The organism is Saccharothrix sp. AJ9571 (genome assembly GCF_021725495.1).
In the GTDB taxonomy this organism is placed as follows: Bacteria; Actinomycetota; Actinomycetes; order Mycobacteriales; family Pseudonocardiaceae; genus Amycolatopsis; species Amycolatopsis magusensis.
In genome coordinates, this window is sequence record NZ_CP091382.1 from 1,101,434 (window position 1) to 1,117,879 (window position 16,446).

Below are 16,446 nucleotides of genomic sequence, written 5' to 3' on the forward strand. Positions count from 1 at the left end.
GGGGTCCGGGGGTCGTCCCCCGTGCAGACAGCAGAGCTAGAAGGAGACACGATGGCTTCGGAGGCTTTCCAACCGATCCAGGCGCTGGTGGCGAAGGCGATCCGGCGCTTCCCCGACCACATCGCGGTGGAGTGCGCCGACGGCAAGCTCACCTACGCGGAGCTGGACCGGCGGGCCGACGACATCGCCGCCGCGTTGCAGGAAGCGGGCGCGGCACCCGGTGCGCTGGTGCCGGTGCTCGCCGAGGACCGCCGCGAGCTGGTCGCCGCGGTGCTCGGGGTGCTGCGCATCGGCGGGGTGGTGGTGCCGCTGGACGCCACCGCGCAGCAGCGGCGGCTGGAGCAGGCGCTCAACGACACCGACGCCTCCTGGGTGGTCACCGGCTCCGACCTCGGCGGGCTGCCGGCCAAGGTGCTCGCCGCGGCGGGGGCCACCGAGACCACCCGGATCGACATCGCCGACACCGCGGGCACCAGCGCGCGCCGGGCGGTGGTGGCGCACGAGCCGTCGCCGGACGACCCCTGCTACGTCTTCTTCACCTCCGGGTCCACCGGCCGCCCCAAGGGCATCGTCGGCAGGCTCGGCTCGGTCGACCACTTCATCCGCTGGGAGACCGGCCTGCTCGGGGTGGACCCCGGGTGGCGGGTCAGCCAGCTGATCAGCCCGGCCTTCGACGCCGTCCTGCGCGACATCTTCGTGCCGCTGACCACCGGCGCGACCCTCTGCGTGCCGCCGCCGGACACCCTGCTCGACCCCGCCGAGCTGAGCCGCTGGCTGGAGGCGTCGGACATCTCGCTGGTCCACACCGTCCCGTCGCTGTTCCGCAGGCTGGCCACCGCGCCCGGCGAGCACGGGTTCGCCGCGCTGGAGTGCGTCGCGCTGTCCGGGGAGAAGCTGGCCCCGCGGGACGCGGCGGGCTGGTTCGACCGCTTCGGCGAGCGCACCAAGCTGCTGAACCTCTACGGGCCGTCGGAAACCACGATGACCAAGACCTTCCACTTCGTCACGCGCGCGGACACCGAGCGGGAGTCGATCCCCATCGGACGCCCGATGCCCGAGACCGAGGTGCTGGTGCTCACCGACCGCGGCCAGGTCGCCGCGGCCGGTGAGGTCGGCGAGATCTACCTGTGCACCCCGCACCGCTCGCTCGGCTACCACCGCCAGCCCGACGCCACCGCCAGGGCGTTCGTGCCGGACCCGCGCGGCGGCTCGGCCGAGCTGGCCTACCGCACCGGCGACTTCGGCCGTCTCTCCGCCGACGGCGTGCTGGAGTACCTGGGCCGCAAGGACCACCAGGTCAAGATCGGTGGCGTGCGCGTCGAACTCGGTGGCGTGGAGAGCGTGCTGCGCAAGCACCCCGCGGTCGCCGAGGCTGCCGTGGTGGCGGGGGAATCCGCCGACGGCACGCCGTTCCTCTGCGCTCACGTGGAGCAGGTCTCACAGGGCGGGAGGGAGGGCCAAAACAGCGCTGCCGTGGATTCGGCGCTGCTGCGAGCTTTCCTGCGCGAGCGCCTGCCGGAAGCGGCGGTTCCGGCGGTCTTCGTGCCGACGGCCGAACTCCCCCGCACGATCAGCGGGAAGATCGACCGCCGCGCGCTGCCCGCGACCGCACCCGCCCAAGCCGCGTCGGCCGACGTGCTCGCCCCGCGGACGCCCGCCGAGCAGGCCATCGCCCGGATCTGGGCCAGCGTGCTGCCCGGCCTCGCTGGTGCGGTGGACATCCGGCAGGACTTCTTCGACGCGGGCGGCAGCTCGCTGCTGGTCATCGAGCTGCTGTCCCGGCTTTCCGCCGAGTTCGGGGTTTCCGTCCCGTTGCACGAATTCCTCTCCGCGCCGACCGTGTCCGCCGTCGCCGGGCTGATCGAGGGCTCCCTGATCTCCGACGACACCGACGACCTCGGTCTTTGACGGCCCCGAGCCGACCTGAGCCCCTGGAGGCTGAACGATGACCGAACCGAATCTGCTGTCGACCGATCCCGCCCAGGCCCAGGTGATCGAGCAGGAGGTCGAGGCCGCGCTGCTGCGCCAGGAGGGCGTCGCCGACGGCGCGGTCGTCTTCGCCGGCGTCGGCGAGTCGGCCCGGCGGAACTGCGTTCGCTGCGGCATCACCGGCAAGTACCCCGGCCTGACCTTCGACGAGGCGGGTGTGTGCTCGCTCTGCGTGCTCTACGAGGAAAACCGCGAGCAGATCGACGCCTACTGGGGTGACATCTCGGAACTGGCGCCGAAGCTGCGTGCCAAAGCCGAGGCGGCCGGGTCGGAGTACGACTGCCTGCTGCTGTTCAGCGGTGGCAAGGACAGCACCTACGTGCTCTACCGGCTGGTCGACCTCGGCCTGCGGGTGATGACCTTCACCTTCGACAACGGCTTCATCTCCACCACCGCGCTGCGCAACGTCGAAGAGGTGACCGGCGAACTCGGCATCGAGCACGTCACGAAGACCAGGGCCGACCAGAACAAGATCTTCCTGCTGAGCCTGCAGGAGCACAAGAGCGTGTGCAACGGCTGCTTCCGCTCGCTGCTGGACCTGAGCACGGAACTGGCGCACCACCGCGGCATCCCGAGCATCGTCACCGGGCTCTCGCGCGGGCAGATCATGGACGAGCGGCTGTCGTGGTTCCACCAGCAGGGCATCTTCGACCGCGACGAGATCGAGGAGAAGCTGGCGCTGGGCCGCCGCGTCTACCACCAGTCCAGCGGCACCGGTGCGGAGGCCGCCGCGGTGGACGCGGTCGAGGTGGTCGACTTCTACCGCTACTCCGAGGTGACCAAGGACGAGATCCGCGCGCTGCTGAAGTCGCGGTCGAAGATCTGGGCGCACCCGGAGGACACCGGCTTCTGCAGCTCGAACTGCCTGATCAACGACGTCGGCGTGTACGTGCACGCCGCCGAGCGCGGGTTCCACAACTACGAGGCACCGACCCGCTGGGAGGTCCGGCTCGGGCACCTCGCGGTCGCCGAAGCGGACGCGGAACTCCAGGGGCCGGTGAACTCGACGCGGGTCAAGCGGATGCTGGCGAAGATCGGCTACCCCGACCCTGCCGAGCACAAGCACCTCGGACCGCGCATGACCGCCTACTACGTGCCGCGCGACGGTGTCGCCGAAGAGGTGATCCGCGCGTCCGTGGCCGCGGTGCTGCCGGACGGACTGGTGCCCGAGCGCTGGGTGGCGGTCGACGAGATCCCGCGGCGGGCTGGCGTGGTGGACCGGTCGGCGTTGAAGGCCCCGGTCTCGACCCGCTTCGGGCGTGGCAAGGAGGACTCGTCGCACCCGCTCACCCCGTCGCAGAAGCGGGTGACCGAGCGAACGCCGCTGGCCGAGCAGGCCCGCGCGCTGCTGGTCACGCTGCCGGGCGCGGTGGACACCGCGAAGGTGAAGAAGATCGTGCTGCAACTGCTGATGCAGCACGACGCCCTGCGCATGCGGTTCACTCAGGACGAGCACGGCTGGCGGCAGCAGCCGGTCGGCGCGGGTGGCACGCTGCCGGTGGTCCGGCTCGACCTGTCGGCGGTCGCGGCGGAGCAGGAGCCCGCGCTGTTGCGGCGCGCTGTGGCGAAGCTGCGGGCGCGGCTGGACCCGGCGGAGGGGCGTGTGCTTCAGGTGACCGCGCTGGAGCGCGGGCCGCGCCCGGCCGGGTTGCTGCTGGTGCTGCACGAGCTGGCGGCCGACACCGCGTCGTGGCGGCTGATCCTGGAGGACGTGGTCACCGCCTGCCGCCAGATCGGTGCTGGTGAACCGGTCGAACTGGCGCGATCGGAGCCGTTTCCCGGTACCGCGCCGGTGCTCGACGAAGCCGCCGCCGATCCCGGCCCCGCGCTCGGCGTCCTGACCGCGCTCGGCGAGGTGCTGCCCGCCGCGCTGGGCCGGGAGTCGGTGACCATCGACGTCGCCGACCACACCGCCCCGCACCGCCGGACCGGGCGCATCGTCGGCCGCCTGTCCGATGTGGACACCTGGCGGATCGGGCCGGGTTTGCTGGAAACCACTTCCGAGCCCGCCGAAATCCGGTACGACCACTTCGGCGACGTGAGCACACTGCTGCCCGCCGGGTCGCCGGTGACGGTGTCGGACGTGCCCGAGGTCGACTTCACCGAGCTGCCGGGCACCGGACCGCACGGGATTTCGATCGCCGGTGCCGTCCGGGACGGGCGGCTGCGGCTGACGTGGCGTGGCGCACCCGAGGGGGTTCCGCAGCGGGTCGCCGATCGGCTGGACTGACGTGACCGCCACGCTGGGCGTGCTCGGCGGCATGGGACCCGCGGCCACCGCCGAGTTCCTCCGGCTGCTGGCGCTGCGGGTCCCGGCCCGCACCGACCAGGAGCACCCGCGGATCGTGCTGCTGTCCGAGCCGTCGGTCCCCGACCGGACCGACGCCCTGCTCGCCGGCGAGGACACCCCGCTGCGCCCGATCCGCGAGGGGCTGCGGACGCTGGTGGGCTGGGGCGCGGACCTGCTGGCCGTGCCGTGCAACACCGCGCACGTGTTCATCGACCGGATCAGCGCGCAGCTGCCGGTCCCGGTGGTGCACATCGTGGACGCCACGCTCCGGGCGGCGCGGCGGGCGAGCCCGGCCGGTGCGTGGCTGACCGCGACCACGGGAACCGTCACCAGCGGGCTGTACCAGGAGCGCGCCGCTTCACTGGGCTACCCGCTGCTGGTGCCCGACGAGCCGCTGCAACACCGCATCCACCGGGCGGCGTCGCTGGTGAAGGCCAACCGCACGCCCGAGGGCGGCGAGGTGTTCGCGGACGCGGTTTCCCAGCTGTGGCAACGGGACCGGCGTCCGGTGGTGACGGCGTGCACGGAGTTGCCCATCGCCTACACCGCGGCCGGGCTGCCGCCGGAGTCGATGGTGTCCAGTTTGGACGCGCTGGCCACCGCCTGCGCGGAGGAGTTGTACCGGGCGGCGGCCCCGCTCCGGATCGCTGTGTGAGGAGTACTGATGGCCGGATCGTGGACGGCGGTGCTGCGTGCCGCCCAGGGGACGCCCGAGGCGCGTGTGGTGCTGATCCCGCACGCCGGTGCTGGGCCGAACGTGCTGATGCCACTGGCCGAACGGCTGCCGCCGCGGTTCGAGGTGCTGGGCGTGACGCTGCCGGGCCGCGAACGCCGCTTCTCCGAGAGCTTCAAGGAAACCCCCTCGGACCCGCACGCGGTGGTCGAGGGCGTACTGGGCGAACTCGTCGCGCTGCCGTCGCTGCCGACCGTCCTCTTCGGACACAGCATGGGCGCCGCGGTGGCCGCCGCGATCGCGCTGGCGAAGCCGGAACCGTTCACGGGCCTGGTCCTCAGCGCCTATCCGTCCGGTGGTTCGGCGGCCGAGCGGGCGGGCCGCTGGAGCGACGACGACCTGGTCAAGATCATGCGGGCCGGCGGGGGCACCCCGGACGAGATCCTGGCGAGCCCGTTCTGGCGTGAGCACGTGATGGCGCTGCTGCGCTCGGACCTGACGCTGGGCTTGCGGCTCGCCCAGGTGAGCTTCCTCGGCCCGGTCGCGGTGCCGCTGACCGTGCTCGGCGCCCACGACGACCAGCTGGTGCCCTCGGCCGAGCTGCCCGCGTGGCGGGACCGGGCGGGCGCGGGCCTGCGCACCCGGATGTTCGACGGCGGGCACTTCTACCTGCTCGACGAACCACACGTGGGCGAGGTGGCCGCCGAACTCGCTCGAGCCTGCCTCGGCAATCGGGAAGACGCACAGGTCGAGGGCGATAATGGACCCTGGTCGCATGACTGAGTTCGAAGGCAAGTCCGTACTGATCTCCGGTGGTGGCAGCGGTATCGGCCTCGCCACCGCGCAGCGGCTGGTCGCCGCCGGCGGGCGCGTGGTGCTCGCCGGTCGCAGCCGCGAACGACTGAACACCGCGGTCAAGGAACTCGACGCGGGCGACCGCGTGGTCGCCGTGCAGGCCGACGTGGCCAGCACCGCCGACCTCGACGCGCTCTTCGCCCAGGTCGGTGAGACCGTCGGCAAGCTCGACGGCGTGTTCGCCAACGCGGGCACCGCCTCGGCGGGCCTGCTCGGCGACGTCTCCGAGGAGGAGTTCGACCGGGTCGTCGGCACCAACTTCAAGGGCACCTACTTCACCGTGGCCAAGGCCGTGCCGTTCCTCAACGAGGGCGCTTCGGTGGTGCTCAACGGTTCCTGGCTGGTGCACCGCGGCATGGCGCCGGGCGCGCTGTACGCGGCGAGCAAGGCCGCCGTGTTGAACCTGGCCCGCTCGCTGGCCGCCAACCTGGCGCCGCAGGGCATCCGGGTCAACGCGGTGACCCCCGGCCACACCGAGACCGAGATGTTCGACCAGGTCGCGCCGAACGAGCAGGTCCGCGAGTTCTTCCGCAGCCAGGTGGTGCTCGGCAAGCTGGGGCAGCCGAGCGACGTCGCGGAGACCGTCGCCTTCCTGCTCTCGGCCAAGTCGGCCTACGTCACCGGGCAGGAGTTCGTCGTCGACGGCGGCCTGGTGACCGCCGTCGCCGCCTGAGCCGGGGAGCCCGACCGTGATCGACTACCGGTTGCCGGAGGAACACGAAACCCTGCGCAAGACCGTTCAGGAATTCGCCGCCACCGAGGTGGCCCCGGTGATCGGGGCGATCTACGAGCGCGGCGGGTTCCCGTACGAGCTGGTCGCGAAGATGGGCCGGATGGGCTTGTTCGGGTTGCCGTTCCCCGAGGAGCACGGCGGCATGGGCGGCGACTTCTTCGCGCTCGGGCTGGCGCTGGAGGAACTGGCGCGGGTGGACTCCTCGGTGGCGATCGCGGTCTCGGCCGGGGTGTCGCTCGGGGCCATGCCGCTGTACAAGTTCGGCACGCCGGCGCAGAAGCAGCGGTGGCTGCCCGCGTTGTGCGCTGGCGAGGCACTCGCCGGGTTCGGCCTGACCGAGCCCGGTGGCGGTACCGACGCGGGCGCCACCCGCACCACCGCGGTGCGGGACGGGGACGAGTGGGTGATCAACGGCAGCAAGTCGTTCATCACCAACTCGGGCACGGACATCACCGCACTGGTCACCGTCACCGCGGTGACCGGCGTGACCCCGGAGGGCCGCAAGGAGATCTCCGCGATCATCGTCCCGTCGGGCACGCCCGGCTTCGCGGTGGCACCCTCGTACTCGAAGGTCGGCTGGTGCGCATCGGACACGCATGAACTGTCCTTTTCGGACTGCCGGGTCCCGGTGTCGAACCTGGTCGGCGAGGAAGGCCGGGGGTTCGCCCAGTTCCTCTCGGTGCTGGACGAAAGCCGGATCGCACTGGCCGCTGTGGGCACCGGCTTGGCGCAGGGCTGCGTGGACGAATGCGTGCGGTACGCCCGCGAACGCGAAGCTTTCGGCCGCCCGATCGGTGACCACCAGGCGATCGCCTTCAAGATCGCCGACATGGAAGCCCGGGCGCACACCGCGCGCCTGGCCTGGTACCACGCCGCCGCCCGCCTGGTGGCCGGCGAACCGTTCAAGCGAGAGGCGGCTATCGCCAAACTCGTCTCCTCGAACGCCGCCATGGACAACTCGCGGGACGCCACCCAGATCTTCGGCGGCTACGGCTTCATGAACGAATACCCGGTGGCCCGCTTCTACCGGGACGCGAAGATCCTGGAAATCGGCGAAGGCACGAGCGAGGTACAACGCATGCTCATCGCCCGCTCCCTGCTACACCCTTAGCCCGGTCCCTGTCACGAATGTGGCTTTGGGGGCGGATTCGGCCCCGAAAGCCACGCGGTGTCTAGCGGTGGTTGCAACTCCTGAGTGAGGAGGGGTTGTGATGGGTCGTCGGTTGTTGCCGGTGGGTGTGGTGGCGGGGTTTTGGGAGGGGGTGCGTGCGGGGTTGTCGGTGCGGGCGGCGTCGCGGGTGGTGGGCGTGTCGCACGAGACAGGGCGGCGGTGGTTCGCTCAGGCTGGTGGGGTGAGCGCGAACGCGAGGATTCCCCGGCCGGGGTCGGGCCGGTTTTTGAGCCTGGCCGAGCGGGAGGAGATCGCGGTGGGGATCGCCCGGGGTGAGTCCAACACGCAGATCGCCGCCCGGCTGGGGCGGGACAAGTCCACCATCGGCCGGGAGATCGACCGCACCGTGGGCCGGGTGCTGGGCACCGAACACGCCGGCACCGATGTGCGAGAACACTACCGGGCCTCGGTCGCGCACGAACTGGCCCGCGAACGCGGCAAACGGCCGAAACCGGCGAAACTGGCCGTGCACCGGCAACTGCGTGAGCAGGTCCAGGCCGGGCTGAACCAGAAATGGTCCCCCGCGCAGATCAGCGCCACCCTGCCCGAGCAGTTCCCCGACGACCCCGGCATGCGCATCAGCCCGGAAGCGATCTACCAATCACTGTTCGTCCAGGCCCGGGGTGCGCTGCGGCGGGAACTGGCCGCCTGTTTGCGCACCGGGCGGGCACTGCGGGTCCCGCGTAACCGGGCCCGCGCCCGCGCGCAAACCTCGAAACTGGGCCACCCGATCCCGATCTCCCAGCGCCCCGCCGAAGCCGCTGACCGCGCAGTACCCGGACACTGGGAAGGCGACCTCATCCTCGGCACAAACAACGCCTCAGCGATCGGGACCCTGGTCGAGCGCTCCACCCGTTTCGTCATCCTGCTGCACCTACCGGATGGTCACAGCGCCGAACAGGTCCGTGACGCGATGATCCCCGCCATCACCGCCCTGCCCCAGCATCTACGCCGCTCGCTGACCTGGGACCGCGGCAACGAAATGGCCCGCCACCCCGACATCACCCTGGCCACCCGGATGCCCATCTACTTCGCCGACCCCTCCAGCCCCTGGCAACGCGGCTCCAACGAGAACACCAACGGCCTGCTGCGCCAGTACTTCCCCAAACACACCAACCTGACGACCCACACCGCCGACGACCTCGCCCACGTCGCCGCCGAACTCAACAACCGCCCACGCCAGACACTGGGCTGGCACACACCAGCCCGATGCCTACGTGAACTACTATCCCAACCAACCTAAGTTGCAACCATCGATTGAGACCACCCCACATTCGTGTCCCATCCGGGGGCTCCCGGGTCACCGAAGCGGTCGTGCCGTGAATGTGGCTTTCACGGCGGAATCGGCCGTGAAAGCCACATTCACGGCACCAAGCACCCCCCACCCCAAGCGAGCCGGGCACCGAACCCCGCGCCCATCCACACTCCCCCTTCCCATCCCGGTCCCAAGCCCAAACGCGGCAGCGGCTCGGTTGTCAAGGTATCTTTCCCGCCTTGACAACCGAGCCGCTGCCGTCGTCACAATGGGCCGCCGGGATGGGAACCACCCTCAAGCGTGCTTCGTCTCCAAGAGCCCCTGAAGACCCAGGATCTCGATAGCCCGTTCCCGCATCTCGACCTTCCGCACCTTCCCCGAAACGGTCATCGGGAACTCGTCGACCACGTGCACGTACCGCGGTATCTTGTGCCGAGCCAGTTCCCCGCTGCAGAAAGCACGCAACGAGCCGGCATCCAGGACGGGCGTCCCCGGTCGTAGCCGGACCCAGGCCATCAGTTCCTCGCCGTACTTCTCGTCCGGCACGCCGATCACCTGCACGTCCACGATGTCCGGGTGCGTGTGCAGGAATTCTTCCACCTCGCGCGGGTAGATGTTCTCGCCACCCCGGATCACCATGTCCTTGATGCGCCCGGTGATGTTCAGGTACCCGTGCTCGTCCATCACCCCGAGGTCACCGCTGTGCATCCAGCCCGCGGCGTCGATGGCGTCGGCGGTCTTGTCCGGCTGGTCCCAGTACCCGGTCATCACCGAGTACCCGCGCATGCACACCTCCCCGGCCTCCCCGCGCGGCACGGTCAGGCCGGTGCGCGGGTCGACCACCTTGATCTCCACGTGCGGTCCGGCGCGGCCGACGGTGGACACGCGGCGCTCCAGCGAGTCGTCCGCGCGCGTCTGGGTGGCGACCGGCGAGGTTTCGGTCATGCCGTAGCAGATGGTCACCTCGGTCATCCCCATCAGCTCGACCACCTGCCGCATCACGTCGACCGGGCACGGGGTGCCGGACATGATGCCCGTCCGCAGCGAGGACAGCTCGAAACCGGCGAAGTCCGGGTCGGCCAGCTCGGCGATGAACATCGTCGGCACGCCGTACAGCGAGGTGCAGCGCTCGGCCTCGACGGCCTCCAGCGTGGCCCGCGCGTTGAACACCGGCGCCGGGATCACCACGCTCGCGCCGTGCGTCATCGCGGCCAGGTTGCCCATCACCATGCCGAAGCAGTGGAAGAACGGTACCGGCACGCAAACCCGGTCCTCCGGACCGTAACCGCACAATTCACCGACGGAGAAACCGTTGTTCAGGATGTTGTGGTGCGAAAGCGTCGCGCCCTTGGGGAAGCCGGTGGTACCCGAAGTGAACTGGATGTTGATCGGCTCGTCCGCGTGCAGGGAAGCGCCGACCTTCGCCAGCAACGCCGGATCGCCGCGGCGACCGCGGTCCACCACTTCGTCCCACGAATTCCCGTTCAGCAATACGACCTGCTCCAGCGCCGGGCAGTCGATTTCGGCGATCATCCTCGCGTAATCCGAGGTTTTGAACCGTTCCGCGGAGACCAGCAGGCGCACCCCGGCCAGGTTCAGCACGTATTCGATCTCGTGCCTGCCGTACCCCGGGTTGAGGTTGACCAGGATGGCGCCGATCTTCGCGCAGGCGTACTGCACGATCACCCATTCCGCGCAGTTCGGCGCCCAGATGCCGACCCGGTCCCCCGGCTGGATGCCGTGGTCGAGCAGGCCGAGCGCGAACACGTCGACCTCGGCGCCGAGTTCGGCGTAGGTCCACCGGCGTCCGGTCGGCCGGTCCACCAGCGCGTCGCGGGAACCGAAGTCTTCCACCGCGTTGTCGAAACAGGCGCCGATCGTCTCACCGAGCAGGGACTTGGCCGAGGCGCCGGACGAATAGCTCGGCAGCACCCTCGAACTCATGCCGCACCCAACCGCGCCTGGCTGTATTCGCGCTGCGCGATGGCGGAAAGGAAGACCGAAATGCCGGCGTGGCTGTGCTGCATCGAAAGATCACGCCAAACCCGTTCGACGCGGGCGCCGTTGCGGACCGCGCTGGAACCGGCGGTCGGCACCAGGTGCGCCTGCACCGCGTCGAAGCTCAGCCGCACCACTTCCCGGCAGATCAACGCGATCCGCAGTTCGCGCTCGGGCGTGAACGCCGCCGAGCCCTCCGAGCACGCCTGCTCCCACTGCTGGATCGCGTTGTGGAAGGCCGCTTCCGCGGTGGCGATCATGCCGGTGGCCTGGCCGAACCGGAACTGGTAGTCGGGGTCCTGGGCGCGGCCCTGGATCGGCGGGAAGATCGTCGAACGGGTCTTCATCAGCTCTTCGCACGCTTCGAGCGCGCTCTGCGCCATGCCGACCGCGAGCACGGCGTCTTCCAGCACCATGAAGCTGAGCAGGCCACCGCCGTAGAAGGTGTTGCCGTGCAGGGCGAACCCCGGCGTGCCACCGGAAACGTCGACCTGGCTCAGGTGCATGTCGAACATGTGGTGCGCGGGGATGTGCGCGTTCTCCATGCTGATGCTGTGCGAGCCGCTGCCGCGCAGGCCGAGCGTGGTGTTCCAGTCGTCGAGCCGGGTCCACTTCTCGCGTGGCACCACGAACATCATCGGCGACGGCGTGCCGTCCTCGCCGAAGTTCAGCGTGTGCCCGATGAAGTGGGTGGCATACGGCGAACCCGAGCAGTAACCCCAGGTGCCGCTGAGCCGCCAGTCGCCGTTCTCCAGCCGTTCGGCGGTACCGCCGGGGGCGACCGTCGCGGGGCAGATGAAGTCGCCGCCGGCGAAGATTTCGTCCTGCACCCGCTGGTCGAAGATCGACGCGGCGGCGTGCGCGTGCGCGGCGCCGAGGCAGTACATCCAGCCGGTGGACGGGCAGCCCCTGGTCAGCGCTTGGACCACGCGCATGAACGTGCCCAGGCCGAACTCGTAGCCGCCGTAGCGGCGGGGCACCAGGATCCGGTAGAACCCGGCTTCCCGGAACGCCTCGTGGGTGTCTTCGGCGTAGTAGCCGCGCTTCTCGGTCTCCGCCTGGCGTTCGACGAGCGTGGGCGCGATCGCCTCGGCCCGCGCGACGACCTGGTCCGGAGTGAGCTCCGGTTCGGGAATATCCACCGTGGCTGTCATCGCTGCACGAATCCTTTTCTCCGGCGGCCTGGCTGGCTCCGGTTACCGTCACATCCGCCCGCGCGCGACCACGTCTCCCGGATTGCGCTCTGCCACCCCGCGGCGCCTGGAACAGCAAGGATGAACAACCACCGCGCCCGGTATGAGGAATACATAGAGCATCGGTGCACGCGGCACTGGTCGCGCCGGCCGCGCCGCTGACAGAATCCGATAACGGACAGATGACGTACCCACGCTCACCGAGTCCGAACTGGCCGGCGTGCCATGACCGCGTTCACCGCCCGGACCGCATCCAGAGAGGAACCCCCATGACCGAAGAGCGCACGATCCGCGAGATCAAGATCAACCGCACCATCGACGCCAAGCCCGAGCAGGTCTTCAAGGCCTGGACCGAACCGGAGCACTTCACCCACTGGTTCGGGGCGCCGCTGCCGACGATCTCGATGGACGTCCGTCCCGGCGGCAGCTGGAAGGCCACCCTCGACTACGAGGGCACCGAAATCCCCTTCCACGGGATCTACAGCGAGGTCGAAGAGAACTCCCGACTGGTTTTCTCGCTCATCGACCCGAACGACCCGGAGTTCGAGGAGAAGCAGGCCCGCGGCGAGAACGAGGAAGCCGTCACCCTGACCTTCACCGAGTCCAACGGCAAGACCAAGCTGGGCTTCCGCCAGACCGGTTACCTCCCCGAGGAGGAACTGCCCCAGGCCAAGGAAGGCTGGGTCTCCTGGTTCGACGCCCTGGAAGAGTACCTGACCAAGAAGTCCTGAACGTAGTACCGACGGTTCGCTAGGAACGCGGTGAACTGCGCCACCCGGCGGGGGTGGCGGAAGACGGGGATTCCCCTGTTTTCCGCCGCCCCCGCTTCGGTGTTTTTCACGCCTTCCGCGCGCCGCAATCGGGAAGACGCGACCGGGGACGGCCGTGCGAAATCGTGGGGGGAGGAAACGATCGGGAAGCCGTGCGTGCTCGCAGGAAATCCAGGAGGAGAGATCGAATGAGTAAAGTGGTCATCGACGTCTGGGTCCCCGATCTGACTTTTCCGGGCTGGATGGACCGCTGGTTCCAGCTGGGCAAGGACTTCGAGCGGGCGTATCCGCAGTACGAGGTCCGGGTGCAGGGCAAGGACTTCTGGACCTTCCCGCAGGAGGTCTCCCGCGCCGCGGCGGCCGGCACCCCGCCCACCCTGGCCGAGCTGTACTTCTACATGGGCCAGGTGGCCCGCGACCTGCGCCACGCCGACGGCCGCCCGCTGTTCACCTCGGTCGAGCAGGCGGTGGACGGGCGCTCGGAGATCAACGGCGAGCCGGTGGTGCTCGGCGACCTGATGAAGCCGTTCCGCGAGTACTACACCGTCGGCGGCGACCTGATGTCCATGCCGTCGGTGTGCACCACGAGCCTGCTCTACGCCAACACCGACCTGCTGGACAAGGCGGGCGTCACCGAGCTGCCGGAGACCTGGGCCGAGGTCACCGCGGTCTGCGAGCAGATCGCCCGCGCCAAGGGCGCGCCGAAGAACGCCATCACCTGGTCCAACCACGGCACCTTCTACCAGCAGGCGATCGCCACCCAGGGCGGGCTGCTGGTGAACAACGACAACGGCCGCTCCGGGCGCGCCACCGAGGCCGAGCTGGCGTCGAAGGAAATGCTGGCGTGGGCCGAGATCTGGCGTGAGCTGCACCGCGACGGCCACTACCTGCACACCGGCGGCATCCCCGACTGGGCCCAGACCCTGCGGGCCTTCGCCGAGCAGGACGTGGCGATCCGGATCTCCTCGTCCAACGACGTCAACTACATGGTGCAGGCGGCCAAGGACAACGGCTTCGGCATCGAGGTCGGCCTGTTCCCGTTCAGCGACCAGCTGCCGTACGTGGGCAACGCCATCGCCGGGACGTCCATGTGGCTCACCAGCGGCCTGGACGAGGCCACCCAGGACGGCGCGCTGACCTTCCTGCAGTACATGCACAACACGCGCAACGCCGCCGACCGGCACAAGGCGAACAGCTTCGCCCCGGTCACCCACGCCTCGTTCGACCTGCTGGAGCGGGAAGGCTGGTTCGAGCAGCACCCGTACCACCGGGTGGCCAGCGACCACGTGACCCGGTTCCCGGCCAAGGCGGTCCGCCCCGACGGCGTGCCCGCCGACGCGGTCCCGGCCCAGCAGGGCGCGGTGTTCGGCGACTTCGCCGGCAACCAGGACGTGATGACCCGCGCGATGGGTGACGTGCTCCGCGGTGCCGACCCGATCACCCGGTTCACCCAGGCCACCGAGGAGGCGCAGGCGCTGCTGGACACCTACAACGCCTACGCGCTCGGTGACTGGCCGCGCGACCCCGACGGCCCGAACAGCAGCCACAAGGTGGAGTACTTCACCACGCTGATGGCCGGTCGTGACTATTCGGCGGCCGACCTGGAGAACGTGGTCAAGCTCAACCGCTGACGGCATTCCCGTACCCCGGCCCGGTATCGGCGTTCACCGCCGGTGCCGGGCCGTTCCCATTTCCGGCTCTTCCCCGTTGTGCAGTTTCCGGGCCGCAATCGGAGAGATGCCCCGGGCCACCCTTTTGGCCGAAGCTGTCCGAGTCTGATTAATCCGTGAGGGAGCCGTTATGGTGACAACGAGCGCGGTGGACCCACGTCCTCGGGTCCGCTCTACGAAGCGCAGATTTTTCCCGCAGCTGGAGGGTATGCGCGGACTGGCCGCGCTGGGTGTGCTCCTCACCCACGTCGGTCTGTACTCGGCGCAGGTCAGCCTGTCCGATTTCCCCGGGATGGAGCAGCCCGGCAACGGTTTCGCCGGGGTCCTGCTGCAGCAGCTGCACGTGAGCCTGCCGATCTTCTTCGTGCTGTCCGGGGTGCTGCTGTACCGCCCGTGGGTGCTGGCGGCGCTCGGGGGCACGAAGAAGCCGGGGGTCAAGCCGTACCTGTGGCGCCGGGCCCTGCGGACGCTGCCGGCGTTCTGGGTGACGCTGGCGGTGGTGCTGATCGCGTTCAACAGCGAGGGCATCCAGAACGTCTGGCACGTGGTGCGGCCGTTCCTGCTGCTGCAGGTGTACGAGAGCGAGGCGTACCTGTTCGGCCTGGAGCAGAGCTGGAGCCTGGCGACGGAGATCGCCTTCTACGCCCTGCTGCCGGTGCTGGCCTGGGCGCTGAACCGGGTGGCCCGCGGCGGCGCCGACGTGGCCGCCAAGGCCCGCCGGATCGTGCTCGTGCTGACCGCGGTCGCGGTGGCCGGGTTCGCCTTCGCGGCGTACACCTTCACCGACTCGATCGGCATGTGGCCGATCGAGGACAAGTGGCCGCTGAAGTGGATGGGCTTCATCGCCGCCGGCATGGCACTGGCCACGCTCTCGGCCGCCGCGGAGATCGCGCCGGAGAAGTCCCCGCGGCTGTACCGCTTCCTGGCCCGCAAGCCGGCCTCGGCTTGGGTGGCGGCGCTGGCCGTGTACCTCATCGCCTGCTTCCAGCCCTTCGGTGAGCCCGGGAGCGCGAACTACCCCGGCATGGCGCAGGGCCTGATCGAGCACGTGCTGTACCTGTCGTTCGGCCTGCTGGCGGTGGCCCCGCTGACCCTGCCGAACTCGCGGTCGAAGCTGATCGACGCGGTGCTGACGAACCCGGTCATGCTGTACCTGGGCAAGGTCTCGTACGGCTTGTACCTGTGGCACATCGCGATCATCTACTTCTACAACGAAGGCGTCTTCGGCGCTGACGGCTTCTGGGAACTGCTGGGCATCTGCTTCTTCGGCAGCCTGGTCGCGGCGACGCTGAGTTATTACCTCATCGAAAGCCCCGCGATGCGCCTGCGGGAGAAACTGGGGAAGGCGCCGAAGGAAGCGAGCGTGGCTACGTTCGACCGTTCGGACCGCCTGACCTCGGTGCGGTAGCCGGTTCATTCGGGTACCCACCCCGGTCTTTGATTGTTACGACGGCGAAGACCCCTTGTCAAGGCGGGAACGATGCCTTGACAAGGGGTCTTCGCCGCGTTCTTGGCTATGGACCGGGATGGGGAAGGGCCCCTGTGTCCGGTCACCAGGGCTCCCCTCTTCCCGTGTCACGAATGTGGCTTTGGGGGCGGATTCGGCCCCAAAAGCCACATTCGTGTCATCGCCCCCCGCCGCTGTGCCGTGAATGTGGCTTTCACGGCACATTCCGCCGTGAAAGCCACATTCACGGCACCCAACACCCCCACCCCCTCACCCAACAGGCGCCCGGCCACAAAACCCGAGCCAACGAGCCAGCCAGGCCTCCCCCATCCCGGTCCCAAGCCAAAAACACGGCGAGGCCCTCTTTGTCAAGGCATCTTCCCAGCCTTGACAAAGAGGGCC

The 16,446-nt window shown here is 69.5% G+C and carries 12 protein-coding genes; 10 read left to right on the plus strand and 2 right to left on the minus strand.

Going from position 1 to position 16,446, the window contains the following annotated elements; translation table 11 throughout:
* Positions 1-51 precede the first annotated feature (51 nt).
* The 7 genes from L3Q67_RS04255 to L3Q67_RS04285 all read left to right on the plus strand — a co-directional run bounded on the left by L3Q67_RS04255 (position 52) and on the right by L3Q67_RS04285 (position 8,954).
* Complete coding sequence (locus tag L3Q67_RS04255; RefSeq protein ID WP_499188290.1) at positions 52-1,908, plus strand: non-ribosomal peptide synthetase; 1,857 nt, start codon at positions 52-54, stop codon at positions 1,906-1,908.
* A gap of 37 nt (positions 1,909-1,945) precedes the next feature.
* Positions 1,946-4,219, plus strand: coding sequence for a condensation domain-containing protein (locus L3Q67_RS04260; protein WP_499188291.1), 2,274 nt, complete (start codon positions 1,946-1,948; stop codon positions 4,217-4,219).
* Position 4,220: 1 nt separating this feature from the next.
* Positions 4,221-4,934: an aspartate/glutamate racemase family protein gene (locus L3Q67_RS04265; protein ID WP_499188292.1), complete on the plus strand. Its 714-nt coding sequence runs from the start codon at positions 4,221-4,223 to the stop codon at positions 4,932-4,934.
* A gap of 9 nt (positions 4,935-4,943) precedes the next feature.
* Positions 4,944-5,735 carry a thioesterase II family protein gene (locus L3Q67_RS04270; RefSeq protein ID WP_499188293.1) on the plus strand — a complete coding sequence of 264 codons (792 nt, stop codon included), beginning with the start codon at positions 4,944-4,946 and terminating at the stop codon, positions 5,733-5,735.
* Positions 5,728-6,480, plus strand: a complete 753-nt coding sequence (locus tag L3Q67_RS04275; protein WP_209664530.1) for an SDR family NAD(P)-dependent oxidoreductase — start codon at positions 5,728-5,730, stop codon at positions 6,478-6,480. Before L3Q67_RS04270 ends, L3Q67_RS04275 begins: the two co-directional genes overlap by 8 nt.
* Before the next feature lie 16 nt (positions 6,481-6,496).
* Positions 6,497-7,651 (plus strand): acyl-CoA dehydrogenase family protein, encoded by a 1,155-nt coding sequence (locus L3Q67_RS04280; RefSeq protein WP_499188294.1) that lies wholly within the window; start codon positions 6,497-6,499, stop codon positions 7,649-7,651.
* Positions 7,652-7,751: 100 nt separating this feature from the next.
* Positions 7,752-8,954, plus strand: a complete 1,203-nt coding sequence (locus L3Q67_RS04285; RefSeq protein WP_499183822.1) for an IS30 family transposase — start codon at positions 7,752-7,754, stop codon at positions 8,952-8,954.
* A gap of 306 nt (positions 8,955-9,260) precedes the next feature.
* Here the strand turns inward: L3Q67_RS04285 and L3Q67_RS04290 are convergent, their stop codons facing one another.
* The gene (locus L3Q67_RS04290) at positions 9,261-10,910 is read right to left on the minus strand and encodes an AMP-binding protein (RefSeq protein ID WP_499188295.1); all 1,650 of its coding nucleotides are present in this window, start codon (positions 10,908-10,910) and stop codon (positions 9,261-9,263) included.
* A complete protein-coding gene (locus tag L3Q67_RS04295; RefSeq protein WP_499188296.1) occupies positions 10,907-12,118 on the minus strand; it encodes an acyl-CoA dehydrogenase family protein in 1,212 nt (403 codons plus the stop codon). Before L3Q67_RS04295 ends, L3Q67_RS04290 begins: the two co-directional genes overlap by 4 nt.
* Before the next feature lie 308 nt (positions 12,119-12,426).
* Between L3Q67_RS04295 and L3Q67_RS04300 the strand changes: the two genes are divergently transcribed.
* The 3 genes from L3Q67_RS04300 to L3Q67_RS04310 all read left to right on the plus strand — a co-directional run bounded on the left by L3Q67_RS04300 (position 12,427) and on the right by L3Q67_RS04310 (position 16,005).
* The gene (locus L3Q67_RS04300) at positions 12,427-12,888 is read left to right on the plus strand and encodes an SRPBCC family protein (protein WP_209664526.1); all 462 of its coding nucleotides are present in this window, start codon (positions 12,427-12,429) and stop codon (positions 12,886-12,888) included.
* 227 nt (positions 12,889-13,115) lie between these two features.
* Positions 13,116-14,558, plus strand: a complete 1,443-nt coding sequence (locus L3Q67_RS04305) for a type 2 periplasmic-binding domain-containing protein (RefSeq protein WP_499188297.1) — start codon at positions 13,116-13,118, stop codon at positions 14,556-14,558.
* Positions 14,559-14,805: 247 nt separating this feature from the next.
* The gene (locus L3Q67_RS04310; RefSeq protein ID WP_499188298.1) at positions 14,806-16,005 is read left to right on the plus strand and encodes an acyltransferase family protein; all 1,200 of its coding nucleotides are present in this window, start codon (positions 14,806-14,808) and stop codon (positions 16,003-16,005) included.
* Positions 16,006-16,446 lie beyond the last annotated feature (441 nt).